Below are 25,057 nucleotides of genomic sequence, written 5' to 3'. Positions count from 1 at the left end.
CGTCCTGTGCGAACCGCGTTAGTACTGGGTGCGCTACTGGTCATTGTGTACTCACCGGCGGGTTTGGCCCAGTCGGATGAGCAGGCAACGCGCCAGCAGCTGGATGCGCTTGGCCAGGAAATTGAGTCGCTTACGCAGCGGCTGAGTACAACAGGAGAAGCACGGGACAGCGCCGAACGTGAACTACGCGAGGTTGAAACGGAGCTGGCCGACACTCACCAGCGGCTGGATGCCTTACAGGCCGAGCGGCGCCAGTTGGACGATGAAATGAACCAGTTGCGCCAGCACCGCGACCGCCTGGAGGACGAGCAAGCCAGCCAGTACGCCGCCCTCAGCCAACAACTCGCGGCGCTTTACCGGCTAGGGCCGACGCCACAGCTCAAGCTGCTGCTGAACCAGGGCGACCCGGCCGAGCTTGACCGTATGCAGGCTTACCTGAACCGCTTTACTCAAGCACGCAATGAACGTCTTGCCGATATTGCCCGGCTGGATACCGCGCTTGCCGATACGGAGCAGGCCCTTAACGAGCGCCAAACGCGCCTGGCAAGTGTCGCCACCGAGCTGGATGCGCAGCGGGTACGGCTTGCCGAGCGCACCTCCGACCGGCGCAACGTCGTGGCCACGCTGGATGATCGCTATGGTAGCGAAGCTGATCGCCTGGCGGATCTTAACGATAACCGGGAGCAGGCCGAGCGTAAGCTGCGTGAAATTCAGGAGGAACTAGCGCGCCTGGATGCCCCCACGCCCAGCACTCAGATTACCCGTACTCAAGGGGATTTACCGTGGCCCGTGCAAGGAGCCATCACCACAACATTTAATCGTCGTGATGGCGTTCACTATAACGGCATTGTCATCCAGGCAAGCGCCGGTACGCAGGTAAATGCCGTGCACGCCGGGCGGGTGGTATTTGCCGATTGGATGCGTGGCTTCGGCAACCTGCTGATTATTGACCATGGCGACCAGATCATGACGCTCTATGCTCACTTACAGCAGTTTAGCGTACGTCCTGGCCAGCAGGTCAGCCGTGGCGACGAAATTGGCCGCGTAGGCGACAGTGGTGGACAATCGAGTAATGCGCTCTACTTTGAAGTACGTCAGAGTGGCAAACCAATTAACCCACAGCGTTGGATTGCGCGCCGCTGACGGGATAAGCTGAACCGTATTAGGTTCTGTCTGAAACGTTGCCGAACGCAGACACTTTTCAGACAGAACGGTAATGTCAACTTGGGGCAGCTTTAAACACTGCCTAACGCCTTGCGGAGTCTGCATGACGCTATTTGTTAACGAAGTACCGGCCTCTGCCAAGCGCCTTCTGGTGACTCTACTTCCTGTTGCGCTATTGTCGGCACCGCTACCGCTGTTTGCCCAGCCCGCCAACCAAGCGGCAGCTGATGAATTACCCCTTGAAGAGATCCAGACCTTTGCCGAGGTGTTTGAGCGTATCAAGCGTGGCTACGTTGAAGAGGTCGATGACCGCACGCTACTGCGTAACGCCATGCGCGGTATGCTCAGCGAACTCGACCCTCACTCCGCCTATCTTGATGCGGAAGAGTATCAAAGCCTGCGCGAAACCACTCAAGGAGAGTTTGGCGGCATTGGTATAGAAGTTGGCATGGAAAACGGCCAACTATTGGTGATCACCCCGATTGATGATACGCCCGCCTCACGGGCTGGTCTGCTTCCTCGGGATGTTATCGTTGCCATTGATGGCACGCCGACTGAAAGCATGTCGCTTCAAGAAGCCGTTACGCTAATGCGCGGCGAACCAGGCAGCCAGTTGCGCATGATGATTCTACGCACGGGAGAGGACACCCCGCGTGAGTTCAACCTTACCCGTGAGGCCATCCGCAGCGAAAGCGTTAAACATGAGCTTCTTGAGCCCGGCTATGGCTACCTGCGAATTAGTCAGTTCCAGTCGCGTACGCCAGAACAGGCACGCCAGGCAATAGAGCGCATGACGCGTGAACAGCCGCTGGAAGGGCTGATTCTTGACCTGCGCAATAATCCCGGCGGTGTACTCCAGGCGGCGGCCGGTGTAGCAGACCTGTTTCTGGATAACGGCCTGATTGTGTATACCGAAGGCCGGCTTTCCGATACCGCCATGTCATTTTCAGCCTCACCCGCCACGCCCGCCAGTGATATTCCGCTGGTCGTGCTGATTAACAGCGGCAGCGCTTCGGCCGCAGAAATTGTGGCGGGTGCGCTTCAAGACCAACGCCGCGGCGTCATTATGGGCACAGACAGTTTCGGAAAGGGTTCCGTTCAGCAGGTCATGCCGCTGGGTAATGGTGAAGGTTTGAAACTCACCACCGCGCTTTACTACACGCCAAACGGACGCTCCATTCAGGCGCAGGGCATCGCGCCCGATGTAGAAGTAGTACGGGGCCGTCTGGAAGTCGCCGAAAGCCGCCCGGAGCTTCGCGAGGCGGACCTGGGCGGCCACCTGGATGCACAGCAGCCCGCCACCCAGACACGTTCATCCGCGACCGAGCGGCTACGTGATGACTACCAAATGAGTGAAGCGCTCAATCTTCTCAAAGCGCTTAATGTGGTCGACCGCCGCCGTTAGCGGCAGCTATGCGGCAAGCGCCCCCGCTCTCCGGTGGCCTGCCGCATGACGCTGCGTTTAACAGGGCTTAGCTGGTTCATACCGCTCATGCCGAGATTGCGGGCCAGTGTAAAGAGCGGCATTTGGGTACCAAACAGCTCCCTGAACCCTTTCATCAGCCCTAACATGGCACTGTTATCCAAGCGACGCCTGCGCTCATAGCGTTTCAATGTGGTTAACTCACCCCACGGGGCGCCGCGCTTCCAGGCGCTAACCACTTCTTCAGCCAATACCGCGGCATCCATCAAACCGAGGTTAACGCCCTGCCCTGCCAATGGATGAATGCTGTGCGCCGCGTCGCCGATCAGCGCGAAGTGCGGCAATACATACTGCCTTGCATGACGCTGTACCAGCGGGAAACGATACGCACGATCACACACCTCCACCTCGCCCAGGCGATAACCGAATGCCTCGCCCAGCGCCTTCCCTAACTCGTCAGGCGTAAAATGGCTGAGCGCCAACGCGTGCTCGGGCGTGGTCGACCAAACAATCGAGCAGTAGCGTGCATCATCCTCTAGCGTGATCGGCAAGAAGGCCAGCGGGCCGCTCTGGGTAAACGCTTGCCGCGCGGTGCTGCCGTGTACATGAGCACACTTGACGGTTGTGACCACAGCCTCCTGACCCATATCGTCGCTGGTGATCTCTATGCCGGCCAGCTCCCGCAGGGTTGAACGCGCACCATCGGCCGCTACCAGCAGCGGTGCATGCAGCTTGCGCGCATCGTCCAACACTAGCCAACGGCCTGTCGCTGAGGTTTGTAGCGCCTGAACCCGGCAACCAAAAAAATGCTCTACTCTGGGATGATCCAGTACCGCATCATTGAGCGCCGCCTGAGTAATCGCATTCTCTACTATATGCCCAAGTACGGGCACCCCGGCTTCATCGGCCGAAAATTTGATTTCACCACTGCCTTCCGCATCCCATACCTGCATATAGCGATACGGCGTTACGCGACATTCGGCCATGGCGGGCCAAACGTCCAGATGGGTTAACAGGCGCTGAGATACTGGCGTTAATGCACTGACCCGGGGCGTGGGAAGCGTCTTGTTAACGGCCTCCCAGCGCTGGGGTTCATGGCGCGCCTCCACCAGTGCCACATGCATACCTGCTTGTGCCAGCAAGGCTGTTAGCGCTGTTCCCACCATGCCTGCGCCCACGACAATAACGTCAAAATTTTCTGTCGGTGCAGTGTCTGTCGCGTGCGTATCCATAACGCTCCTATCCGAGCCCAGCTCTTAGAGCTTTGTTCCTGTTGAGCCAAATAGCTGGCTAAGCGTTTGGCATCTTTAATCTTAAACAGCGAGGCATGCCTAACGCTCCAGCCCCATCGCGCGGCGCGCCAGGCTGCGTCGCAACGGCCCTACAAGGTTAAGGCCGATAAGCCCGGCTGCCCGAGCGTGAGGCAGAAGCGGTAACGAGTGTCCGAACAGGCGCACCAACCCGTCGCTAAAGCGAATGACATTGCGGCGATCACGCGCACGCTTCTGCTCAAAGGCCTGCAGCGTCGTCATATCACCCAGTGGCAGCCCGGTCTGTTCGCCCTGCTCAAGCGCTTCAACGAGGTCCATAATACCGCGTAACGCCAGGTTAAAGCCTTGACCGGCAACAGGGTGCAGCGCATGAGCTGCATTTCCCAGGACCGCCAGCCCCGGACGAACCGGCTCTTCTGCCGTTACCAACGAAAGCGGGTAGCTGTAGCGTTTTCCTACGCGAGTGAAACGTCCCACCCGGTCACCAAAGGCGCTCTGCAACTGGGCAAGAAACTCACGGTCCGGGAGTGCCATTCGCGCATGTTCCTGACCGCAGGGGTGTGTCCATATCAGCTCCATTGCCTGGCCTGGCAAAGGCAACAAGGCAACCGGCCCCTCCTGAGTGAAGCGCTCATAGGCAATACCTTCGTGTGGTTGGCTGATGCCCACATGGGTAATGAGCGCTGTCTGCTCGTAGGAATTATGGCGACTGTTGATACCCAACTGCTCTTTAAGCCCCGAACGCCCTCCATCGGCCAGCACGGTTAAGGCGGCGCGCAGCTCGCTGCCGTCAGAAAGGCGCAGATAGTGCCCGCCACCTTCTGGGGCAAGCTTTTCTACCTTGGCCGGGCAGTACCAATCGACCGGCAGCGTTTTAAGATGGTGGTGAAGGACACGGCCCATCCAGGCATTGGGGATAACATGACCTAGCGCATCGACGCCTAATTCCTGGGCGCTGAGCCGCGTCGCTCCCAAGCGGCCACGCTCACTGATATGAATATACCGAATAGGGGTTGCTTCGCCCTGCATGGCATCCCAAACCCCCAACTGTTGAAAACGCTGTGCTGAGCCTTCAGCAATGGCGCTTGCACGCGCATCAAAGCTCGGCTGCCAACTCTCTTCAAGCGGCGCTTCATTCATCGGCGTCGCTTCGATAATGGCGACTTTCCAGCCATAACGCTTGATAAGCGGGGCCAGTGCACAGCCCAGGCTGGCGCCCACTAATCCGCCCCCCACAATCACGATATCGTGTGTGGTCGTCTTTACTGGCGTATCCGTCGACGACGGCATTAGCATCTCCTGTCACCTGGCGCACCGCCATGCTGTAACGGTGTAATGTAAATTACATAATAGATATTCAGGCAATCAATGTGCGCTTATTATTTAACCATTAGCGCTTCAATGTCAGCCATGCCTTTAGGTACTCCCGCCGTCAGGTTTTCATACCCTTCGTCGGTCACTACGACGTTATCCTCAATCCTGATACCGATTCCACGATACGCAGGCGGAACATCCTCTGCGTCGGGAATGTAGAGTCCTGGCTCAATGGTTAACACCATACCCGCGACTAAAGGTCGTGGCGTTTTTTCATCCAGCCGGTAGCTACCAACATCGTGGACATCCAGCCCCAGCCAGTGGGACGTAGAGTGCAGGTAAAAACGCCGGTAGCTTTCATCATCAATTCGGGCTTGAACATCGCCTTCAAGTAACCCCAACGCAATCAACCCAGCCGTTAAATCCTCAACGACGTTCTGGTGAACATCAACGAGCGTCGCCCCGGGTTTTATAGCGGCGACTGCGCGCTCCTGGGCGCTCAGTACGACTTGATAAAGGGCCCGCTGAGCCTCGCTAAACCGGCCATTTACCGGAAAGGTACGGGTAATATCGCCAGCGTAGAGTTCAAACTCGGCCCCGGCATCAATTAACACCAGGCTATCGTTGGTTAGCGCTGCACGATTCTCGATATAGTGTAATACGCATGCGTTCGCACCGCCGCCCACTATCGTACTGTAAGCAGGCCCGCTGCCGCCCTGCCAAACAAACTCATGTTCAAGCTCGGCCTGCAGCTGATACTCGTAAAGCCCGGGGCACGATGCCTGCATGGCACGCACATGGGCCTGCGCTGAAATCGCCGCGGCATGGCGCAGCAGGGCAATCTCGGCCTCACTTTTTATTAGCCGCATCGCATGAATCAGTGCGCTGACATCCAGCCAGCCTTTGAGTGGGGCCCGCCCACGGCGCAGCCCCACTTGGGCGAAGGAGAAAGCCTCTTCGGCAATACCCAGCGCATCGGGATTATCCAAGGGCACGTAAAGCAGTTCGCGGCCCTCCAGCAGCGCTGGCAGCTGTGCCTCGCGGTCAGCATTTTCAAACGCCTGGTCGATGCCATGCTCCGCTTCAACGCCCCGGGCGCCCAAACGGCGGCCTGTCCAGGCTTCCATCGTTGGGTCGCGGTCCTGGCAAAACACAATGCTCTGCCCGGCGTCATGACCGGGAAGCAGCACCAGTAGCGCATCAGGCTCAGTGATTCCGGTCAGATAGTAAAAATCACTGTTTTGACGAAACGTGTACTCACTGTCGTGTGAACGGGTAACCAGTGAAGCACCAGGCAGCACGACAGCGGCGTTTGCGGGCAACTGCGCAATCAAGGCGTCACGGCGAGCGCGATACTCTTCGTTGCCAATCGCAGGCGGCCGGGAAAGTAACTCAGGCAACATACAACCTCCGAAGAATTAGTGAACGGGCGCGTCGGCTTGCTCAACCTGGGGCTTGCCCGGGTGCTGCTCGGTATACAGCAGCATGGCTGCCATCCGCACGTGCTCCGTCAGAGCAAACAGGTCATTCTCATTTTCAGGGCTGTCGTCAATATCTGTTTCGATGTGGCCAATGCCTGCCAAATCGTCAATCGCCTCACTCAGCGTTTGTGACCAGCGCTCACGAAGCTCGCCATCCACCACTTCCTCGACGACTTCCATAAAGCCCAGCGTCCACTCTTTTAGCCCCTGGGCTTGCTCGCCCAGCGAGAACAGCTCATCGGGGAGTAGCGGCGCATAGTTCAAGTCGCTGGCGCTGAGCGCCTCCAGCGTTTGGCGCCGCCAACCCAGCAGGCGTTCTGCACTGGGCTGGTCACGCGGTTGCTCAACGCCCAGGCTTATGCAGACCTCTTCAAGCCATGCCTCGGCACTTACATCGCGCAGCGCTAAAAGGGCGCTTAAACGTCCGTCTAAAAAGGCCGGTGACTGCATACTTCCATGCAGCAAAAAAACATCGGCTACGTCAGAAAAGTCCTGGCGCTCATCAATCAATGACATAGTAATAACTCGCTGTGTAATAATGATTCATACGTTAATGCGCCCTGGACACTTGCGCGTTGACCCCGTACAAGCGCCTCTCTTATAGTGAGCGACGACTGTTTTCCTATGCCATGATGTTAACGCATTGGGCCCCTCGCTGGCCCGCGCTGGAGCTTTAAATGAGTAACGCCAAGCGGCCAACGAAAGAAATTACCCTTCTCGGGCGCAGCTATGTCATTGCCTGCGATACCGGGGAAGAAGCCAAGCTTGATCGTGCCGCTCGCTATCTGGACCGCGCCATGAACGGTATCCAAGCGCAAAGCGGCACCCTAGGCAGTGAGCGTGTCACGTTGATCGCGGCGCTTAATATCACTCATGAACTGCTTGAAGCGCTGGATGAGCACCGGGAAAGCGAAGCCAACTTGAACAAGCTAAATGACCGTCTTGAGCGGGCGTTGGAAAAAACCCGCCAGCCTTAGCCAACCTTTCACTCAATACTTTGGCATGGCCGCGGGCTCTGTTAGAATAGCGGGGTTCTCTGGGGTGTACGCCAGTCGTTATAGTCCCTCGAGCCTATGCGCAGTACCCAGGGGGCCAATTGCTAGCCAGACCCGTGTGCATGTCCGTGCGTCGGAAAGCCTGACGGTTTGGCTGCGGCCACCCACTCTGAACCAGTAGGTTCAGGGCCAGAATGACAGCGGCACTCTGGGGAACTCTTATTTATGGAAAGCCTGCATCATCCTGAGGCCAAGCGCACCCTGCGCCTTGCGTTACGCCGACAACGCCTCGCCCTTTCAAAACATGAGCAGCGCCAAGCCGCTCTACGCCTTTGCCAACAGCTCAAACGGTTGCCTGAAATTCAGCGCGCCAAGCGCATCAGCCTCTATTTACCGGTTAACGGTGAAATCGACCCTACGCTTTTACTACCCTGGCTCCGCCAGCGTAATGTCGACGTTTATCTCCCGGTTCTGCGCCCGCTAAGCGATAACTCACTGTGGTTCGTTAACTACCACGCGACGACGCCCATGGTAAAAAACCGCTTTGGGATTCTTGAACCGGATACCCGGTTTGGCGCTCACCGCCACAATCGGTTGCCCGCTTGGGCGCTGGATACGCTCATTGTGCCGCTGGTAGGGTTTGATGCCGAGGCGAACCGCATGGGAATGGGGGGCGGCTTCTACGACCGCAGTCTTGCGTTTATGCGCAGGCAAGGCCCGGCGCCTGCCTTAATTGGCGTTGCCCACGCCTGTCAGCGTGTCGAATCGCTGCCAGTTGAACCCTGGGATGTGCCGCTAACCGCCGTGGTTAGCGACGAGAGTATCGTGCGTGCTGGCAAAAAAAAGAGCTGACTCTCGTAAAGTCAGCTCACACTACCTTTTGGCAAATGGCTGCGATGCCTTAAGCGTTACGTTTAACTTCCCGATAACGCCTGTGCATAGCCAGTGGCGAGTACGCCTAACAAGAACACTACTGTTAATGCCATTACCATATCAGGCTTTTTCCGCCGCATGCCGATTCTCCAACGCCTTTCGCCAATGCATTAATGCATCACCCACCTGCGTTTTAGAAAGGGCGACGCACCACATAAATATCGTTGACGACTATAGGGCCATAAGGGCATCAATGACAACGACAAAACAGGCTGTTTTTTTGCTTATTTAGACGTTTTGGTAACTCATGAGCCCTTATTGGCCCTGAATTTTGCAGTTAGCGAGCACTTACCCACCTATCAAAACACCCTAGGCCATGAACAGCTGGTAAGCCGGGTTGTCGCTTTCACGCCAGTAACGATAGCCAATCGCATCCAGATAATCTGCCACATGAGTTTGGTCACTGCCGGGAACCTGCATACCCACCAAGACGCGACCATAAGCCGCACCGTGATTACGATAATGGAACAGTGAAATATTCCAATCATGGGGCAGTTGAGTCAGGAAATTCATCAGTGCCCCCGGGCGTTCAGGGAACTCGAAACGGTACACTTCTTCTTCAAAGCGCTCGCTGGGCCGGCCACCGCTTAGATGGCGAATATGCAGCTTGGCCAGTTCGTTATCGGTTAAATCTTCCACCTGATAACCACCATCACGCAGCTTGGCGATCACGGCCTGACGATCTTCGCCGCCCGGCTTTACTTGAATCCCTACAAAAATATGCGCGTCGCTTTCGTCCGCATAGCGGTAGCTGAATTCGGTCACCATGCGCTTACCCAGCGCCCGGCAAAACTTTTTAAAGCTGCCGGGTTTTTCATCAATGGTCACCGCTAAAATAGCTTCGCGCTGTTCGCCAAGCTCGGTACGCTCGGCAATATGCTGTAGTCGATCAAAGTTGGTATTAGCGCCGGAGTTAATACATAACAGCGTTTCTCCCTCAGCGCCGGTTTGCTGTACATATTTTTTCAAGCCGGCAAGCGACAGCGCTCCGGAAGTTTCAGCAACGGCACGGGTATCGTCAAAGATGTCCTTGACGGCGGCACACATCTCATCGGTATTCACCGTAATGACATCATCAACCAGGTCCTTCACCAGCGAGAACGGTGCCTCGCCAATTTGAGCAACCGCGACACCTTCGGCAAATACACCGACCTGGTCGAGCACGACGCGCTCGCCCGCCGCCAAAGCGGCTTTTAGACAGGCGCTGTCTTCCGCCTCTACACCGATAATCTTGATATCAGGACGCAAGTACTTCACGTACGCCGCCACGCCTGCAATCAATCCGCCGCCGCCGACAGGCACAAAAATAGCGTCCAGACGCCCGCTGTGCTGACGCAGAATCTCGACACCTATCGTGCCCTGGCCTGCAATCACATCAATGTCATCAAATGGCGGAATATAGGTGTAGCCGTGCTCTTTGATCAACTCGTGAGCATGCTCGGCAGCGGCGGCAAACGCATCGCCTTTCAGCACGACTTTTGCCCCTCGAGCACGTACCGCCTGGACCTTGATTTCCGGCGTAATACGCGGCATCACAATCACCGCTTTCACGCCCATCAGTTTTGCCGCCATGGCAAGACCTTGTGCATGATTACCCGCAGACGCCGCAATGACGCCTTTTTCCTTTTGCGCCTCGGTGAGCTGAGCCATTTTGTTATAGGCGCCACGAATCTTGAACGAGAACACCGGCTGTAGGTCCTCACGCTTAATCAAAATCTGGTTGTTAAAGCGACGCGACAAAAAGGGAGCGGGGGAGATCGGGGTCTCACAAGCGGCTTCGTAAACGTTGGCCTGGAGAATCTTTTTGACGGTAGCTTCAAGCATGCAGGTATCCAATGGAAAATCGTGAGTGAGAGTACGCGTTACGGTGAGGGGTTAAAACACTAACAAAGCCTGTATTGGTAGCAGATTACGCCTACTGACGTCTACTGTGTTTCCATCGGCAGCCAGCGCTTTGGTCGGTATACTAACGCAATAACCCTCCTCCTCTGACCTGGAAAAACACATGACTCAAGATGAACTCAAAGCCGCCGTCGCAGATGCGGCAATTAAAGAGATTGAATCAGGATTGGAAAAGGACACCGTACTGGGCATTGGCACTGGCTCAACGGCTAATTTGTTCATTGATCGATTAGGGCCGTTTCGCGACCGTTTTAAAGGCGCGGTGGCAAGCTCAGAAGCCAGTGCCAAGCGTTTGGAAGGCCTGGGCATTGAAGTGTTTGAACTCAACAGCGTAGGCACCGTCCCCTTCTACATCGACGGCGCCGACGAAGTAAATGCTCACTTACACATGATTAAAGGAGGCGGCGCCGCACTTACTCGTGAGAAAATCGTGGCGGCCTGTGCCGAGCGTTTTATCTGCATCGCCGATGGTTCAAAGTACGTGGCAACGCTGGGCGATTTCCCTTTGCCGGTGGAAGTCATTCCCATGGCACGCTCTTACGTGGCCCGTGAGCTGGTGAAACTGGGTGTCGACCCGGTCTACCGTCAGGGCGTCGTCACGGATAACGGCAATCATATTATCGACTGTTTTGATTTTATGATTGAAGACCCGGTTGCCATGGAAGCGCGCATTAACGCCATTGTCGGCGTTGTGACCAATGGCTTGTTTGCCGCGCGCGGGGCCGATGTATTGCTGCTGGGTAAAGCAGGTGGTGTTGAGCGTATCGTGCGTTAAGGGCTTATCGTTCAGCGCGTGAGAGCGCCTCGAGGCCCTCCAGGGTGCGTGCAAGCGCACCCTGCTGCGCTTTGATAGCGGATTGGCCAGCCTGGCCTTCTTGAAGGCAACGTTTGGGGTCGACGAAGCGGCACTGCAAGGCATCGACCAGCGCATCGACATCCGCCACCAGAGTAAGTGCGCCAGCCGTTTCCAGCGGCTCGACCACATCAGCAAAGTTTTCGATAAAAGGACCGCTGAGCACGGGTTTACCCAGCGCTGCGGGCTCGAGCACGTTGTGCCCGCCTAGCGGCACCAGGCTGCCGCCAACAAATGCCACCTGGCCTGCACCATAGAGAACAGCCAGCTCACCCAGCGTATCGCCTAGATACACTTGGGTAGCAGGGGTAACAGGTTCGCCCTGGCTGCGCCGACTTGTCTCCCATTTCTTTGCTTCACACAGTGCTGCGACCTCATCAAAGCGTTGAGGGTGGCGCGGTACAAGCACCAGCAGGGCGTCAGGAAATTGATGTAGCAATTGCCGGTGCGCTTCCAGCAGTAGCGCTTCTTCGCCATCACGGGTAGAACCGGCGACCCAGACAGGTCGCCCTTCCCACTCTAAAAGTAAGCGCTCACTTTCAACCGACCCCCTTGATGGCAGACCTACTTCAAACTTTAACGACCCCACCACCGCCGTTTTATCGGGCGCAGCGCCTAGCGCTTCAAACCGCCTGGCATCGTCAGCAGACTTGGCTGCCAGCCAATCGACATTGGCCAGTGTGCGGGCCATTAGCGGGGCAACTTTCTGATAGCGCTTGAACGCTCGAGGCGAGAGCCGCCCATTGACCACCGCAACCGGCGTGCCATGTTGCTGACACGCATCAAGCAGATTAGGCCAAAGCTCGGTTTCAAACATGATGGCAAGCTCAGGCGCTACGCGGTGCACAAACCGTTTGGCCGCACCGGGAAAATCCAGGGGTAGAAAGCAGTGCGCGAGTCGGGGGCGGTGATCAAGCTGCTGCTCGATCAATGCCTGCGCCTGCTGTGCGCCCGTAGCGGTCATGGTGGTTAACAGCAGGCTATGGCGAGGGTAGCGGACGAGCAGGCCCTCTATCAGCGGGCGGGCCGCACGGACCTCACCTACCGAGGCACAGTGCAACCAAATACGCGGCGGCGTAGGCAGCTTACCAAGGCGCCTGCCCAGCCGCTGCCAACGTGAGTAAGTAGGTACTTGCTCACGCCAGATGCGCCAGCCAATCAGTGATGAAAGCGCATAGAGCGCCGCAGAATAGCCAAGGCGCGGCCAGTTAATTCGCCCCATTATCCCTCGCGGTCCAAAATGGAGCTAATCATCGCCGAGGTGGATACGCCGTCCTCAAACCCGAGCACTTTAACGTCTCCTCCATTGGCTCGAACGGCGTCTCCACCGGCAATATCGTCTGGGTGGTAGTCACCGCCTTTTACCAGGATATCAGGCAGAACGGTTTCGATCAGCGCTTGCGGCGTATCGTTACTAAACGGCACAACCCAATCGACCGCGCCCAGGCCAGCCAGCACCTGCATACGTCGATTGAGCGGATTAATCGGCCGCTTGGGCCCTTTAAGACGGCCAATGGAGGCATCGTCATTTACCGCCACAATCAGGCGATCACCGAGGCGTTTTGCCTGCTCCAGATAGGCCACATGCCCTGCATGCAGAATATCAAAGCAGCCATTGGTCATGACGACCCTTTCACCGCGTAGCTGTGCCGCACGCACAGCCTCAACGAGAGGCGCCGGCTCGATAACCCCAAACTCGGCGAGCCTATCGCCGTGTAGCGCGGTATAAAGCTCGGCTATTGAGAGTGTCGCGGTGCCTGGCTTGGCAACCACCAGACCCGCGCCCAGATTCGCCAGCATCATGGCTTCGGGCAAGGCATGGCCTGCGGCCAACGCGAGGCCCATTAAGCCAATGACCGTGTCACCGGCCCCGGTGACATCAAACACTTCCTGAGCGCGCGTAGGTAAATGAATAGGCGGCTGGCCTTCGCAGATCAACGTCATGCCTTTTTCGCTGCGGGTGACCAGCAGGGCTTCCAGCTCAAGCTCGGCGCGCAGCGCTTCGCCGCGCTTGGCAAGCTCAGCATCGCTTGCGCAGTGGCCTACCACGGCTTCAAACTCTGCAAGGTTAGGCGTGATCAAGCTCGCTCCGCGATACTTACTGAAGTCTTGCCCTTTGGGGTCAATCAAAACGCGCTTGCCATGCGCACGCGCTTGGGCAATCAGCCGCTCCACCTGGTTGAGCGTGCCTTTACCGTAGTCTGAAAGGATCACAACATCGCAGTCCGGCAACGCCTGTTCCACCTGGGCCAATAAATCGCCAGTGTCGATGTTATCCAGGCGTTGTTCAAAATCCAGCCGCAGCAGTTGCTGGTTACGACTCATCACACGCAGCTTGGTAATCGTGGGCACGTCGGGGCTGCGCTGAAAGTGAGTATTTACATTGGCTGTATGCAGCCGGTTTTCCAATAACACCGCGTTGTCGTCATCCCCGACAACGCCTGCCAGGGCTGCATGGCCGCCTAAAGAGGCCACATTCAGCGCCACGTTGGCCGCCCCCCCGGGGCGGTCGTCGGCCTCTTCAACACGCACGACCGGTACCGGGGCTTCAGGAGAAATGCGCGACGTGCCACCGTGCCAGTAACGGTCAAGCATGACATCGCCGACGACCAGTATATGGGCATGTTCTAACGCGGTTAAATCAACTTTCATGAATAGATCCTGCAACTGTGTCTGACGCTGTATGCGCAAGAAGCGTATCCAGCTGGGCAATAACGGTCTCGGTTTTAATGAGCTGCATCGCATCCTGATGGCGCACCCGCTGCCCCCAGGCGACCTCGCCCACCGACTTATGTAGGTAGGCATGCACGGCATCCGGATACGCATTGACGGCGAAATCACGCCAGCAATAAGGCGCCGCCCGCTGCGGATTCGTGGTGGCATACAGCCCTAGGGTGGGCGTTCCCATCGCATTGGCCATGTGGGCGGGGCCGGTATCCGGCGCGATCACCGCACGCGCCTGGCCAATCAGGGCCAACACGCCTTTCAATGACGTGCCGCCTATCGCATTAATCACGCTGCCCGGCTGGCACAAGGCTTCAATCTGCTCGCCTATTTCGCGCTCAAGCGTACTGCTTCCCCCGGTCAGCACGCTTTTTAGACCATGGTGTCGCCAGGCGTGTTCGATAACGCTGGCGTAACCTTCCACCGACCAATTGCGAAAATTGCGCAAGCGGGCATTACTGCATGGGTTGATGACAAGATAAGGCGATTCGCCACTGATGACCCGCGCCTCTTCATAGGCCATCGCGGGTACCGGCATGTTCCACTCCAGGTGGTCGTCCTTCACACCCAGAAGGCGAGCAAAATCCATAAAGGATTCCAGCACATGCGCCTTGGGATGCGGCGCCAGCTGATGCTGGGTAAACCAGTGCTGGGCATCCTTGGCGCGAGCCTTGTCATACCCTACGCGTACATTGGCTTTTAGGCCCAGAGAGAGCACGCTGGCGCGAATCGCCTGCTGCATATGCAGCAGTACATCAAAGCGTGTATCGGCAAGCTCGCGCCACAAGCGGCGCATTCCAGCAAGGCCGGTCGACTTGTCGTACACGACAAACTCGACCCCGGAAAGCCCCGCCAGTAGACTATGCTCCCCCTTGCCGATAATCCAGGTAATACGCGCTCGTGGCCACTGGCGCTGCAATGCGCGTACCGTCGGCACGAGATTGCACACATCTCCCAAGGCGGAGAGGCGCAAAATGGCAATGTGGTTGGGTTCAGCAGGCAACGAGGGCTTCATGCGCTTAACGGCACTCCGGCAAAAAAATAGTCTGATGTTACATGATGCAGACAGTTTAAGTGACGCACCGGGATCACACCAACTATCACACCCGATTGGGCCTGAGCTGTTCAGCGCGAATTACTGGCGCGGCAAGGACCTTGTGGTAGGTGAAGCGCCCGGCCGGGGCAGCAGCCTTTTCCTACAGGCAACGCCGACCCAGCAGTGGGTGCTGCGCCCCTATCGACGCGGCGGCATGGTCGCCAGGTTGAGTGAAAAGCGCTATCTATGGACAGGTGCCGAGCATACCCGCGCCTTTCGAGAACTGCGCTTAACCGCCACGCTGTTTGAACAGGGCCTGCCCGTTCCAGCCCCGGTTGCCTGCTGCGTCACCCGCTATGGTGTCACTTATGAAGCGGCGCTATTAACGGTAAGGGTCCCCGGCGCTCAGGCGTTAGCCTCGCTGCTTACTGAAAACAGCGCCGATAATGCGCTGCTTGCAAGGGTAGGCGCGATGATCAAACGCTTTCATGATGCAGGGCTTGATCATGTCGACCTTAACGCACGCAATATACTGGTCGACCCGGCAGGAAAACCCTGGTTGATTGACCTGGACCGCTGCCGCCTACGCCCTCCAGGCAAATGGCAAGCTGCTAATCTGGCGCGCCTTTCCCGCTCAGTGGCGAAGTTTAACGCACCTCACGCCATAACCCCTATCCGACAAGGCTATGCTGAAAGGGCACTCACTGGCAGGGAAAGCTAAATATATCCGCCAAGCCTAATGACCTAAAGTATCTTCCTTACTAACGCCTTATTCTTATAAAATACTGATTATCGAATTATAATGAGCGCGTAAGGAAAATAATCGAATGCCAAGATGGAACAAGGCGCTTGGGCGCAGGCTGCTTGAACGCTGGTACGACTACACTCCCGACAGCTGGCAACCCGACACGGTGCGCAAGGCAGTCATTCTCTGCCCAAAATCGGTTGGCGACGGAATGGCTATTTACCCCATCATCAGAGCCTTACAGGCGCGCCATGTTGATTGGCTTTGTGTCGTAGCATCGCACAGAAACGCCCCGGTCTTCGAAACACTGAAAAGTGAGGGAGTTGAAGTTCAAACTGTCCCCAGAGACAGGGACTATAAAGCGGTCAAAACGCTCGCGAGGAACCTTCGAAAGCGCCATGGAAGTATTGATCTTTGCGTAGATGCAACGGGACACGCCACCTCTCCCGGCATCTATTTTGTGGGCAAACTGAAAGCCCGTATGAACCTCACTTATAGCGCTTACAACATGCAGGCATTCGCTGACTTTGGCCAGCCAATCACGTATGACACATCGCTACCCACTCGCTGGTCCAAGCTGATTGAGAAAGTCGGGTTAGGTAGTGTCGAAGGGCGCTTTGAGCTGCCGATCCCTGCCAATATCGATCAGGAAGTCCATCAGTGGGCGAGCGTGCTTGGTCCCTATGTACTGTTTAATCTTGATGGCGGCGCTGACTATCGCTGTATTTCCATGGCTAAAGCCAAGGCGCTTATGGATATTGTTCACAAAACCACAGGGTTACCGTTGGTTATTCCCTATGCCCCCAGTGGTGAACAAAAAGCCGTGCAGTTAGCCAAACCGTTTCCATTTGTTCACACGTTTCCTGGCCCGTGCTCACTGTTGGTGTCAGCCGCTCTCGTCAAATATGCCGCCGTCGTTTTCTCACCCGACACCTCTATTGTGCATATCGCCAGCGCCTATAATCGCCCCACGGTGGGCGTGTATACGGTTATCGACAGCGCATGGCAACCCCAGGCAACGCTCCATGAAATCATCCATTCAACGAATCATGTTGAGCAGGGGCTGACACCCGAGCGGCTGGCTGACGCATTCAAGCGGGTCTACCCTTCATCTGCCGAGATTTTGTAATACTCAATCAAGCGCTTTACATGCCGCTGGTTACTAAAATGCTGTTCAACGCGCGCGCGGGCAGCCTTACCCATGGCATGACGCGTTGTTTCATCACGCACCATGGCCTCCATCGCTTTGGCCCACGCGTTAATATCGTGCGGGCCCACGAGCACGCCAGAGGCTTCATCGACCAGTTCGGGTAGCGACCCCGTGTTGGAGCCAATAATCGGCAATGCGCACGCCATCGACTCAATAATGGTCAAGCCAAACGCTTCATTTTCTGAGGGGATACATACCAAATCCAGCGCGGGCAAGATCTCGGGTAGGTCACTGCGGTGGCCGAGAAAACTGATTCTTTTCTCAAGCGGCGTGCCCGCAATCATCACTTGTAGCTCGCTATAGAAACTTTCTTCCCCCCCGGACGCATAGTCAGTACCGCCTATCGACACGGCGTAAAAGGGCAACGCGGGATCAAGTTCCAGTAGTGCTTTAACCCAGACATCCTGGCCTTTACCTGGCGTCACGCGCCCAGGCAATCCGATAATAACGGCCTCTTCAGGCACTCCTAATTCTGCACGTTTGGTGTGAATAAAACGCTCATCATTGCAAGGGCGATACTTATTGATATCGACACCGTGAGGTAAGCAGACAACCCTTTCGCTGGGCAGCGGAAGATTGCGAATGTTACGAAGGTGGGTCGCCTGGCTAATCGACAGGACGCGTTCTACATTGGCATAAGCGAAGCGGTGGTAAAGACTTTTTTTGGGGCGCTGCCCGCCCATGTGGTCGGTGTAGAACACTCGAACACTCGGCATAACCAGTTTTAAAAGTGCAGTTAAACGCAGGTCACTCGATTTATGGCAGTGGATAACGCGAACGTTCTCTTCGATCAACCATCGGCGGATGCGTAACACGTGCTTTAGCGCTTGGGTACTGCTTTTGAATGCCAGGTAAGGTATCTGATGACGCTGCATATAAGTATTAATCCGCGTGCCCTCAAGGCAGATGCCGATGACGTCAATCTGGGCCGCTTTTAAATCCTCGGTTATACGGTCAACATAAAACTCCATTCCGCCGTTACCCTTCGACAGACAAAGTTGCACCACCTTATTTACCATCGCATCCCTCACTTCGCCACGCACTGTTAAACAAGCCCTTCATTCTCTTGTAGTATACAGACTGCAATTAACGGGGCACCCAAAATGGCGCAGAAAGTGCTGGTCGTACGTAATGATAAAATTGGTGATTTCATGCTGGCCTGGCCAGCGCTGGCCTGCCTAAAAAGCGCATCACCTACGCCGCATATTACGGTGCTGGTACCGGCTTACACTGCACCGCTGGCTAGCGAATGCCCTTGGGTGGATGAGGTGATTATCGACCCTGGTAGCCATGCTGACAAACACGCCCAGAAAGCACTGCTTAAGCGCGTAAAATCCGCCCAGTTTGATGCGCTGCTGACCCTGTTTTCAACGCCACGCATTGGCTGGCTAGGCTGGCGGGCAGGTATACCGCTTCGTGTTGCTCCTGCGACCAAGTGGGCTCAACTGTTTTACAACGTGCGCATTCGCCAGCGCCGCTCTCAATCGGCAAAGCCTGAATATCAGTACAACGTGGACCTAGCGTGCGAGCTGTTATCCAGGCTTTCGCTTAAGCTGCCTGCACTGCCCGAACCGCCCTTTTGGCCACTGCCCAGAACACAAATGCAGGGCCAAACGCCGACAGAGGAGATGACAGCCGAAGTATCTATCGTTGTGCATCCAGGCAGCGGTGGCTCGGCGGTTAATCTTTCAATTGATCAGTACGCGGGGCTTATTGCTCAAATAGACCAGCAGGTGAAAGAAGCGCCACCTATTAATTGGTTGATCAGCGCCGGCCCTAGAGAAGAGGCACCTGCCCAAGCGTTAATCGACCGGCTTGCCAGCGCTGGCGTCACGGCCAGGCATCTACCCGAGAGCAGCAACATCGCTGAGTTTGCCCACCGGCTGGCCGAGGCCGATATGCTGATTGCGGGCTCAACTGGTCCGCTGCATATTGCTGGATGCTTGGACATCGCCACCGCAGGATTCTACCCGGCTAAACGCTCGGCCACCCCACTGCGCTGGCAAACGTGCAACAGCGCTGAAAAGCGGCTGGCCTTTAGCCCTCCAGCCACTGCTGATCAGCAGGACATGTCGGCGATTGATATTGACGCTGCCGCTCAGCAAATTTCAACGTTTCTCCTTTCAGCGTTTATGCGGGGGTGATGTTCGGGTGCGGATCCATAAGTCAGCGTACTTATTAAACGTAGAGTGCGCTGACAAAAGCGCTAGCAAGAACCCCTGCTTGCCATCCTTAAAGCCCGCTTTTAGCAGATACATCTTCACAAAGCAGGCAAGCCCATGTGTGAAACCGCTCGCCAGCGTGGCTGTTTTACCCTGAGCGGCCCGTTGCTCCGACCACGCCTGCGCATAGTGGGCAGATTTTTCCAGATAATGGCGCAGATCACGGTAAGTGTAGTGCAGCAAATCACCTGATAGGCGTTTGACCGCTAGACCATCGGGCACCACCAGTTTTTCATGTACCAGCGCTGCATTATAGGATGCTTGCCCTTTGGGATAGAGACGCGCGACCCAGTCCGGGTACCAGCCAGAATGACGAATAAACCGCCCGAAACACCAGGAAAGCCGCCCGAGACTAAAAACGGCTGGCCCCCCCTGCACAGCCTCCTGAATGCTTTTTTGCAGCGCTGGCGTAATGCGCTCATCGGCATCCACCATCAATATCCATTCGTGGCTGGCCAGCGCCTCGGCGCGCTGACGCTGTACGCCAAAGCCCTGCCAATCCGTATTAACACTTACGTTATCCGTATACTCGCGCGCAATCGCGCAGGTTTCATCCTGGCTCCCCGCATCCAGCACGACAATTTCGTCGGCCCAGGTGAGCGTATCAAGGCATTCACGCAGATGGTGCGCTTCATTTTTAACAATCAACACAGCAGAAATTGGCAAGAGGATTTCTCAGCTTAAGAATTTTTCAAGGTAGCAGCATCATAGCTTTCACAAATCGCATGTAAAAATTAGCATCTTTTTAATTAGCATCTTGCTGTTTTCTAAACGACCTCTTCGTGGTGCTTCTTTATTTTTTGAGAGTATCTCAAGCTGTTTTTTTGCGGAAATCCACTTAGCATTAACAGGAACATTCTGACGCCCATTTTCTTCTTAAACATTCTAAAAAACAGCTTAAAGAATAATGCTATTTTAAGTAGAGTTCGACTGGTGCGATTGTAGTGTTTACTTAGCAAGTGGTAATAGGAAATATAAAACTCTTGTTGCATTAGAAACCCCTGCTCTGTGCTACCACCCGCTTCGTGAAATACCTGTGCTTCAGGAATAAAAAAAACTTTACTACCAGACTCCCAAACTCTTTTAGCAATATCCTCTTCTTCACAGTAAAGAAAAAAGGCGGTATCAAAACCACCAATATCGCAGAAAGCATCTGCATTAAAAAACATGCAAGAGCCACTAACAACTTCAACCTGTGTGGGTTTATCTAGCTTCACACGATTGCTTGGAAATTTAACCTTTGAAAACTTTCTTTGCACGCTGTTACCAAACAGCTGTTTTAAAAGATGGGGAAACTGTTTGTGCGAAGATGAATAATTGTTGTTGGCATCGACTATTTGAGCAGTTGCCAACGCCACCTCTGCGTTTGAATCCAGATATGTCTTTAATACACCTGCCGTATTATTTAAAAGTTTACAATCATTGTTAACAAAAAAGTAATACTGTCCACTCGCATGATTTACCCCTAGCATGTTGCCACTTGAGAACCCGCTGTTGATGGAGTTCCTAATTAATTTCACGTCATTTTTATCTTTCAGAAACTCTTTCAGATTTAAAAAATCTTTATCTTCAGAGGCATTATCAACAACAATAATTTCGTAAGATACGCTATCAGTATTCGATAAAATGCTATTAATTAATTCAGCTGTATATTGTGAAGAATTATAATTTATCGTAATAAATGACACTTCTATTTTTTTCATAAGGAACCACTGTGGTTGAGTTCAATTTAAAGAATGCTTCATTACAATAAATGACGAATACTTCTGATAGCGGTTGCAGATAGATGTATATAGTCAACTATTTAAATTCTACCGTAAGCCGCCATACTATTAAACATCGCTGCCAACCCACCCTGGATCGATAAAAACCAACAGCTCATTCATATAGCCACAGTAGGCTGCCTCAACGTGCTGCCATATAGAAAATCAAACTTCCCCCCCCTGCCGATCAAGGGCATAAGAAGGCAGATGGTTTTTCAGCGGCGCTTTAGCGTAACATTGCACTAGCACCAACAACGTTATTTTACCAAAATTGCAATAGCATTAGGATATGGCATGCCCTTTTCAAGGATACTGAAACTTACTCCCTGGCTGCCACTAGCGACCATTGGCCTTAGCCTGGGCTATGCCGCTACCGTGTTAACTCGCCTGCCCTGGTGGGCGCTCTTTCTCATCGCCGCTGGTTGGATCGGCACGGGGTTGAAGCTGAGCTGGGGTCGCCCAGCAAATGCTCGCTACCGCAAAGTATGGCCCTGGTCATTAGTGCCGCTAAGCTTGATGGGCGTGTACGTTTATTTAGCTGACAGCTTCGGCAATGTCGATTTAGGCGCTGTGTTTTTTCATTTACAGGCCGGTATCGCGGAGCACGGCGGCGCCAGCAAAATGGTGGTCGCGGTGCTTTATACGCTGACTATGCTGGGCATTTTATGCTCCATTACGTGGCTTTCCCGCCATGACCAGCGCTGGCGACTAGCCGAGCGCTATTTTGCGATTATTTTGCTGGCGACCAACCCGTTACTTTATGGCTTGGGGCAACGCAGCGTTGCCGTCGTGGCTGATGATAGAGAGTGGTTAAATCGACGTTATATGCCGCCCATGACCGGCGAGCAGTCACACACGCCTAATCTGCTAATCATGTACCTGGAGAGCCTTGAGCGGACCTATAGCAACGAGGTTTTTGATGACGCTTATGCCGACTTGAACACGCTGGGCGAACAGGGTCTGGTTTTCGAAGGCATCCGACAAATGGAAAACACCGGCTGGACCATGGCGGGAATGATCGCCAGTCAGTGCGGTGTTCCGCTAATGCCTGCCGGGCTTTTACACGATACACAGTTTGAGCCATTGAAAAAGGTGGTGCCTGGCGTTGACTGCCTGGGTGATATTTTAGCGGCTCAAGGGTATCAATTAAGCTACCTGGGGGGCGCTAGTACGCAGTTCGCGGGTAAAGGCCTTTTCTATCGTGGTCATCAGTTTAATCGCGTAATGGGTAAAGAAGCGTTTTTACCCGACATGGAAGATCCAGAGTATTTAAATAACTGGGGACTCCATGACGACACGCTTTATGAGTTTACCGCTGATGAAATACGCCGGTTAAATGAAGAGAATAGCGGCCCCTGGGCAGTGGTGAATCTTAACCTGGCAGCCCATGCGCCGAGCGGGTTTCCGTCCCAATCCTGCCAGGACCGCCAGGGCATATTTGATGGCCAGGATATTCTGTACTCAGTGGAGTGCTCGGCTCATGAAGCACGGGTATTTATCGAGCAGTTACAGCGCGAAGGGCTTTTGGATAATACGCTGGTAGTTGTACTCAGCGATCACCTCACCATGCGAGTCTCCGTATGGGACCAACTGACAGCCCTGGACCGCGATAACACGCTGATTATGCTAGGCGACTATATTGAGCCCCAGCGTATTCGCCGCGATGCCACGATGCTGGATGTGTTTCCAACGATATTAGAAGCGCTTGGCTTTACCTTGAACGATCACCGAGCAGGGCTGGGTGCTTCACTACTCAGTGAAAAACCCACGCTGGCTGAGGTGCATGGTATCGAAACACTCAACGAGCGCTTGCGTGAGGAAACCGCCCTGCAGCACCGCTTATGGGAAGGGCTAACGCCCCAACGCCGCGAAGCAGAAGATACCTCAGCAACTCAAGTGACAGAAACGCCAGCGGATCAGGCCGACGAAGTAAACATCACCCATTAATGATCAAGCCGCTGGCACGCTGCGGGTCGGCTTGCATCGCCTGATAGACCTGCTCTACCGCTAACTGATTAAGGCAGTTGGTATGCCCCAACGGGCAAACACGCTTAAAGCAGGGCGAGCAGTAGAGCCCCAAATAATGAGCGACAGCGTTGTTGGTCAAGGGCGGCGTATAGGCCGGTGACGAAGAGCCGTAAAGCGCATGAATGCGCACGCCGACGGCAGCGGCCACATGCATGAGACCTGAGTCGTTGGTTACCACTTGCCGACAGTCGGCCAACAGGTCTACCGCATCGGCTAACTGCGTTTTGCCGCATAAATTATGCGCATGGGGAAGCCCTTTCACAATGCTCTCGCCTGCCGAATGATCTTTTGGCCCACCCAGTACCCGAATTTCAAAACCGTCGCTGATAAGTTGTGCGGCCAGGTTGTGAAAATAGGCCAGCGGCCACTGCTTGGCAGGCCCATATTCTGCACCGGGCATCATGCCAATGGCGGGCCGCGATGACAGCGCATGAGCCAGGCGCAAATTAACCAGGTTATCCCGGTCGATCATTAAACGCGGCCTGGGGATCGGAAAATCCCCGTTTAGCGCTTCATCACGAGGCAAACCCAGCGATACAAACCGCTTTACGGTCTGGTCCAGAACCTGCTTATCTAGCTTGCGGCGCTCTTTTAAAAGCCCATAGCGATGCTCGCCCAAAAAGCCCACCCGCTCAGGAATGCGAGCCATGAAGGGAACGAGGGCGGCTTTCCAGGAGCGTGGCAGCACAATGGCACGGTCAAAGCGCCCTTTTAGCTGGCTGGAGAGTTCACGGCGATTAGCCAAACCAAACTCGCCGTGACCAACAGCCAAGGGGAGCACTTCGTCTACCTCCGGCATACGCTCTAAAATGGGCTGTGACCACGCGGGCGCAACCACCCCAATGGTCGCATCAGGCTGACGCGCTTTAAGCGTCATAAAGAGGCTTTGCGCCATGACCATATCGCCCACCCATGACGGGCCAACCACCAGCAGACGCTTGGCGGAATTAGCCATTTAGCCACTCCAGGTAAGCGCTAACCCCTTGGGCCACGGTTTTGAACTCAACATCGCAGCCGGCTTCACGCAAATGACTGATGTCGGCACGCGTGTAGCTTTGATAACGGCCTTTCAACTCTTCAGGAAAATCGATGTAATTGATCTCGCCTTTACCATAGAAGTCGATGACTGCTTCGCCAATCGCTTTAAAGGGCTCTGCTCGGCCAGTTCCCAGGTTAAAAATGCCAGACGCTTGAGGGTTATCCAAAAACCATAGATTGACGTCGACGACATCGCCCACGTACACAAAATCCCGGCTCTGCATGCCAGCCTCATAACCACCATAGGCGCCAAACAGTTTCAGGGTTTCGCCGTTACGGATTTGAAGATGGTTATGGTAAGCGACACTTGCCATCTTGCCTTTATGCTGTTCACGAGGGCCGTAAACATTGAAATAACGGAAACCAACGACCTGGGTAGTCAGCGACTCCCAGCGTGAGCGCACATGTTGATCAAACAGCAGCTTGGAGTAACCGTAGACATTAAGCGGTTTTTCGTACTCGGGCGCCTCTTTAAAGACGTCACTGCCGCCATAGGTCGCGGCGGATGATGCGTAGAGGAAAGGGATACCGAATTTCTCACAATAATTCAGCAGTACCTTCGAGTACTCGAAGTTATTTTTCATCATGTACTGGCCGTCCCACTCCGTGGTATCGGAACACGCCCCTTCATGAAAAATCGCCTCGATGTTTGGCAAGTCGGTTATCTCGCCGCGCAACGCGGCCTCTACCTTGGCAAGAAAGTCATCTTTATCCAGGTAATCGGCCAGCGTACAGTCGGCTAAATTGACAAATTTAGTGCCGTCGCGCAGGTCATCCACCACCATGACATCATTACGGCCGCGCGCATTCAGTGCTTTCACGATGTTTGCGCCAATAAAACCGGCACCGCCTGTTACAACGATCATTTTGCTCTCCTTAACCAAAAGCGGTTCTGTTGGCTTATGTGCCTATAACCCATCTGCCTAGGATTGTATACTTGACGGCTTATGAATTC

Annotated in this window: 22 protein-coding genes and 1 other RNA gene; 10 read left to right on the top strand and 13 right to left on the bottom strand. The window is 54.9% G+C overall.

All coding sequences use genetic code 11. From position 1 onward, the window contains the following. Positions 1 to 6: 6 nt before the first annotated feature. Both ACT3T6_RS06795 and ACT3T6_RS06790 read left to right on the top strand, forming a co-directional pair. Positions 7 to 1,143 (top strand): murein hydrolase activator EnvC family protein, encoded by a 1,137-nt coding sequence (locus ACT3T6_RS06795; RefSeq protein ID WP_193053413.1) that lies wholly within the window; start codon positions 7 to 9, stop codon positions 1,141 to 1,143. 124 nt (positions 1,144 to 1,267) lie between these two features. Then, a complete protein-coding gene (locus ACT3T6_RS06790; protein WP_172118921.1) occupies positions 1,268 to 2,569 on the top strand; it encodes a S41 family peptidase in 1,302 nt (433 codons plus the stop codon). On the opposite strand, the gene ACT3T6_RS06785 is transcribed toward ACT3T6_RS06790, so the two are convergent. The 4 genes from ACT3T6_RS06785 to ACT3T6_RS06770 all read right to left on the bottom strand — a co-directional run bounded on the left by ACT3T6_RS06785 (position 2,566) and on the right by ACT3T6_RS06770 (position 7,169). Continuing rightward, entirely contained in the window at positions 2,566 to 3,819 is a 1,254-nt protein-coding gene (locus tag ACT3T6_RS06785; protein ID WP_193053414.1) for a UbiH/UbiF/VisC/COQ6 family ubiquinone biosynthesis hydroxylase, read from the bottom strand. The two genes, ACT3T6_RS06790 and ACT3T6_RS06785, sit on opposite strands and share 4 nt — an antisense overlap. A gap of 99 nt (positions 3,820 to 3,918) precedes the next feature. Beyond that, positions 3,919 to 5,148 carry a 2-octaprenyl-6-methoxyphenyl hydroxylase gene (gene ubiH, locus ACT3T6_RS06780; RefSeq protein ID WP_193053415.1) on the bottom strand — a complete coding sequence of 410 codons (1,230 nt, stop codon included), beginning with the start codon at positions 5,146 to 5,148 and terminating at the stop codon, positions 3,919 to 3,921. Between the two features lie 89 nt (positions 5,149 to 5,237). After that, complete coding sequence (pepP, locus tag ACT3T6_RS06775; RefSeq protein ID WP_193053416.1) at positions 5,238 to 6,575, bottom strand: Xaa-Pro aminopeptidase; 1,338 nt, start codon at positions 6,573 to 6,575, stop codon at positions 5,238 to 5,240. A 15-nt stretch (positions 6,576 to 6,590) separates the two neighbouring features. After that, positions 6,591 to 7,169: a UPF0149 family protein gene (locus ACT3T6_RS06770; RefSeq protein ID WP_087106933.1), complete on the bottom strand. Its 579-nt coding sequence runs from the start codon at positions 7,167 to 7,169 to the stop codon at positions 6,591 to 6,593. Positions 7,170 to 7,330: 161 nt separating this feature from the next. Here ACT3T6_RS06770 and ACT3T6_RS06765 point away from each other — a divergent pair, with 161 nt between their 5' ends. From ACT3T6_RS06765 to ACT3T6_RS06755, 3 genes are all read left to right on the top strand, one after another. Beyond that, complete coding sequence (locus tag ACT3T6_RS06765) at positions 7,331 to 7,630, top strand: cell division protein ZapA (RefSeq protein WP_192526741.1); 300 nt, start codon at positions 7,331 to 7,333, stop codon at positions 7,628 to 7,630. A 53-nt stretch (positions 7,631 to 7,683) separates the two neighbouring features. Then, positions 7,684 to 7,867, top strand: a non-coding RNA gene (ssrS, locus tag ACT3T6_RS06760) — 6S RNA. A gap of 6 nt (positions 7,868 to 7,873) precedes the next feature. Beyond that, the gene (locus tag ACT3T6_RS06755; protein WP_192526742.1) at positions 7,874 to 8,500 is read left to right on the top strand and encodes a 5-formyltetrahydrofolate cyclo-ligase; all 627 of its coding nucleotides are present in this window, start codon (positions 7,874 to 7,876) and stop codon (positions 8,498 to 8,500) included. A 390-nt stretch (positions 8,501 to 8,890) separates the two neighbouring features. Here ACT3T6_RS06755 and ilvA read toward each other — a convergent pair whose 3' ends face one another. Continuing rightward, positions 8,891 to 10,405 carry a threonine ammonia-lyase, biosynthetic gene (gene ilvA / locus ACT3T6_RS06750; protein ID WP_172118926.1) on the bottom strand — a complete coding sequence of 505 codons (1,515 nt, stop codon included), beginning with the start codon at positions 10,403 to 10,405 and terminating at the stop codon, positions 8,891 to 8,893. 181 nt (positions 10,406 to 10,586) lie between these two features. Between ilvA and rpiA the strand changes: the two genes are divergently transcribed. Continuing rightward, complete coding sequence (gene rpiA / locus ACT3T6_RS06745) at positions 10,587 to 11,258, top strand: ribose-5-phosphate isomerase RpiA (RefSeq protein WP_193053417.1); 672 nt, start codon at positions 10,587 to 10,589, stop codon at positions 11,256 to 11,258. A 4-nt stretch (positions 11,259 to 11,262) separates the two neighbouring features. Here rpiA and waaA read toward each other — a convergent pair whose 3' ends face one another. The 3 genes from waaA to ACT3T6_RS06730 are packed head-to-tail and all read right to left on the bottom strand — an operon-like array spanning position 11,263 to position 15,075. Next, positions 11,263 to 12,558 (bottom strand): lipid IV(A) 3-deoxy-D-manno-octulosonic acid transferase, encoded by a 1,296-nt coding sequence (gene waaA / locus ACT3T6_RS06740; protein WP_193053418.1) that lies wholly within the window; start codon positions 12,556 to 12,558, stop codon positions 11,263 to 11,265. Continuing rightward, complete coding sequence (gene hldE, locus ACT3T6_RS06735; RefSeq protein ID WP_193053419.1) at positions 12,558 to 13,988, bottom strand: bifunctional D-glycero-beta-D-manno-heptose-7-phosphate kinase/D-glycero-beta-D-manno-heptose 1-phosphate adenylyltransferase HldE; 1,431 nt, start codon at positions 13,986 to 13,988, stop codon at positions 12,558 to 12,560. Before hldE ends, waaA begins: the two co-directional genes overlap by 1 nt. Next, a complete protein-coding gene (locus tag ACT3T6_RS06730; RefSeq protein WP_193053420.1) occupies positions 13,978 to 15,075 on the bottom strand; it encodes a glycosyltransferase family 9 protein in 1,098 nt (365 codons plus the stop codon). The genes hldE and ACT3T6_RS06730 overlap by 11 nt, the downstream gene beginning before the upstream one ends. Between ACT3T6_RS06730 and ACT3T6_RS06725 the strand changes: the two genes are divergently transcribed. After that, positions 15,074 to 15,817 carry a 3-deoxy-D-manno-octulosonic acid kinase gene (locus tag ACT3T6_RS06725; RefSeq protein WP_193053421.1) on the top strand — a complete coding sequence of 248 codons (744 nt, stop codon included), beginning with the start codon at positions 15,074 to 15,076 and terminating at the stop codon, positions 15,815 to 15,817. The two genes, ACT3T6_RS06730 and ACT3T6_RS06725, sit on opposite strands and share 2 nt — an antisense overlap. A gap of 106 nt (positions 15,818 to 15,923) precedes the next feature. Next, positions 15,924 to 16,970 carry a glycosyltransferase family 9 protein gene (locus tag ACT3T6_RS06720; protein ID WP_193053422.1) on the top strand — a complete coding sequence of 349 codons (1,047 nt, stop codon included), beginning with the start codon at positions 15,924 to 15,926 and terminating at the stop codon, positions 16,968 to 16,970. On the opposite strand, the gene ACT3T6_RS06715 is transcribed toward ACT3T6_RS06720, so the two are convergent. Further along, positions 16,943 to 18,070: a glycosyltransferase gene (locus ACT3T6_RS06715; protein ID WP_193053423.1), complete on the bottom strand. Its 1,128-nt coding sequence runs from the start codon at positions 18,068 to 18,070 to the stop codon at positions 16,943 to 16,945. The two genes, ACT3T6_RS06720 and ACT3T6_RS06715, sit on opposite strands and share 28 nt — an antisense overlap. An 84-nt stretch (positions 18,071 to 18,154) precedes the next feature. On the opposite strand from ACT3T6_RS06715, the gene ACT3T6_RS06710 reads away from it, so the two are divergent. After that, a complete protein-coding gene (locus tag ACT3T6_RS06710) occupies positions 18,155 to 19,195 on the top strand; it encodes a glycosyltransferase family 9 protein (RefSeq protein WP_193053424.1) in 1,041 nt (346 codons plus the stop codon). Here ACT3T6_RS06710 and ACT3T6_RS06705 read toward each other — a convergent pair. Then, the gene (locus ACT3T6_RS06705) at positions 19,175 to 19,939 is read right to left on the bottom strand and encodes a glycosyltransferase family 2 protein (protein WP_193053425.1); all 765 of its coding nucleotides are present in this window, start codon (positions 19,937 to 19,939) and stop codon (positions 19,175 to 19,177) included. The genes ACT3T6_RS06710 and ACT3T6_RS06705 overlap by 21 nt on opposite strands. 101 nt (positions 19,940 to 20,040) lie before the next feature. Beyond that, positions 20,041 to 20,976 (bottom strand): glycosyltransferase family 2 protein, encoded by a 936-nt coding sequence (locus ACT3T6_RS06700; protein ID WP_193053426.1) that lies wholly within the window; start codon positions 20,974 to 20,976, stop codon positions 20,041 to 20,043. Between the two features lie 354 nt (positions 20,977 to 21,330). On the opposite strand from ACT3T6_RS06700, the gene ACT3T6_RS06695 reads away from it, so the two are divergent. Continuing rightward, the gene (locus ACT3T6_RS06695; RefSeq protein ID WP_193053427.1) at positions 21,331 to 22,983 is read left to right on the top strand and encodes a sulfatase-like hydrolase/transferase; all 1,653 of its coding nucleotides are present in this window, start codon (positions 21,331 to 21,333) and stop codon (positions 22,981 to 22,983) included. Here ACT3T6_RS06695 and waaF read toward each other — a convergent pair. Continuing rightward, on the bottom strand, positions 22,973 to 24,019 hold the full coding sequence (waaF, locus tag ACT3T6_RS06690; RefSeq protein WP_193053428.1) for a lipopolysaccharide heptosyltransferase II: 1,047 nt from the start codon (positions 24,017 to 24,019) through the stop codon (positions 22,973 to 22,975). The two genes, ACT3T6_RS06695 and waaF, sit on opposite strands and share 11 nt — an antisense overlap. After that, positions 24,012 to 24,968, bottom strand: a complete 957-nt coding sequence (gene rfaD / locus ACT3T6_RS06685) for an ADP-glyceromanno-heptose 6-epimerase (protein ID WP_087106966.1) — start codon at positions 24,966 to 24,968, stop codon at positions 24,012 to 24,014. Before rfaD ends, waaF begins: the two co-directional genes overlap by 8 nt. Positions 24,969 to 25,057 lie beyond the last annotated feature (89 nt).

Origin of the sequence: Halomonas sp. 72, from assembly GCF_052379785.1 — a bacterium.
Classification (GTDB): domain Bacteria; phylum Pseudomonadota; class Gammaproteobacteria; order Pseudomonadales; family Halomonadaceae; genus Vreelandella; species Vreelandella citrativorans.
The sequence above is the reverse complement of the archived record's forward strand: the minus strand, read 5'-3'. Positions and strand labels throughout refer to the sequence as shown.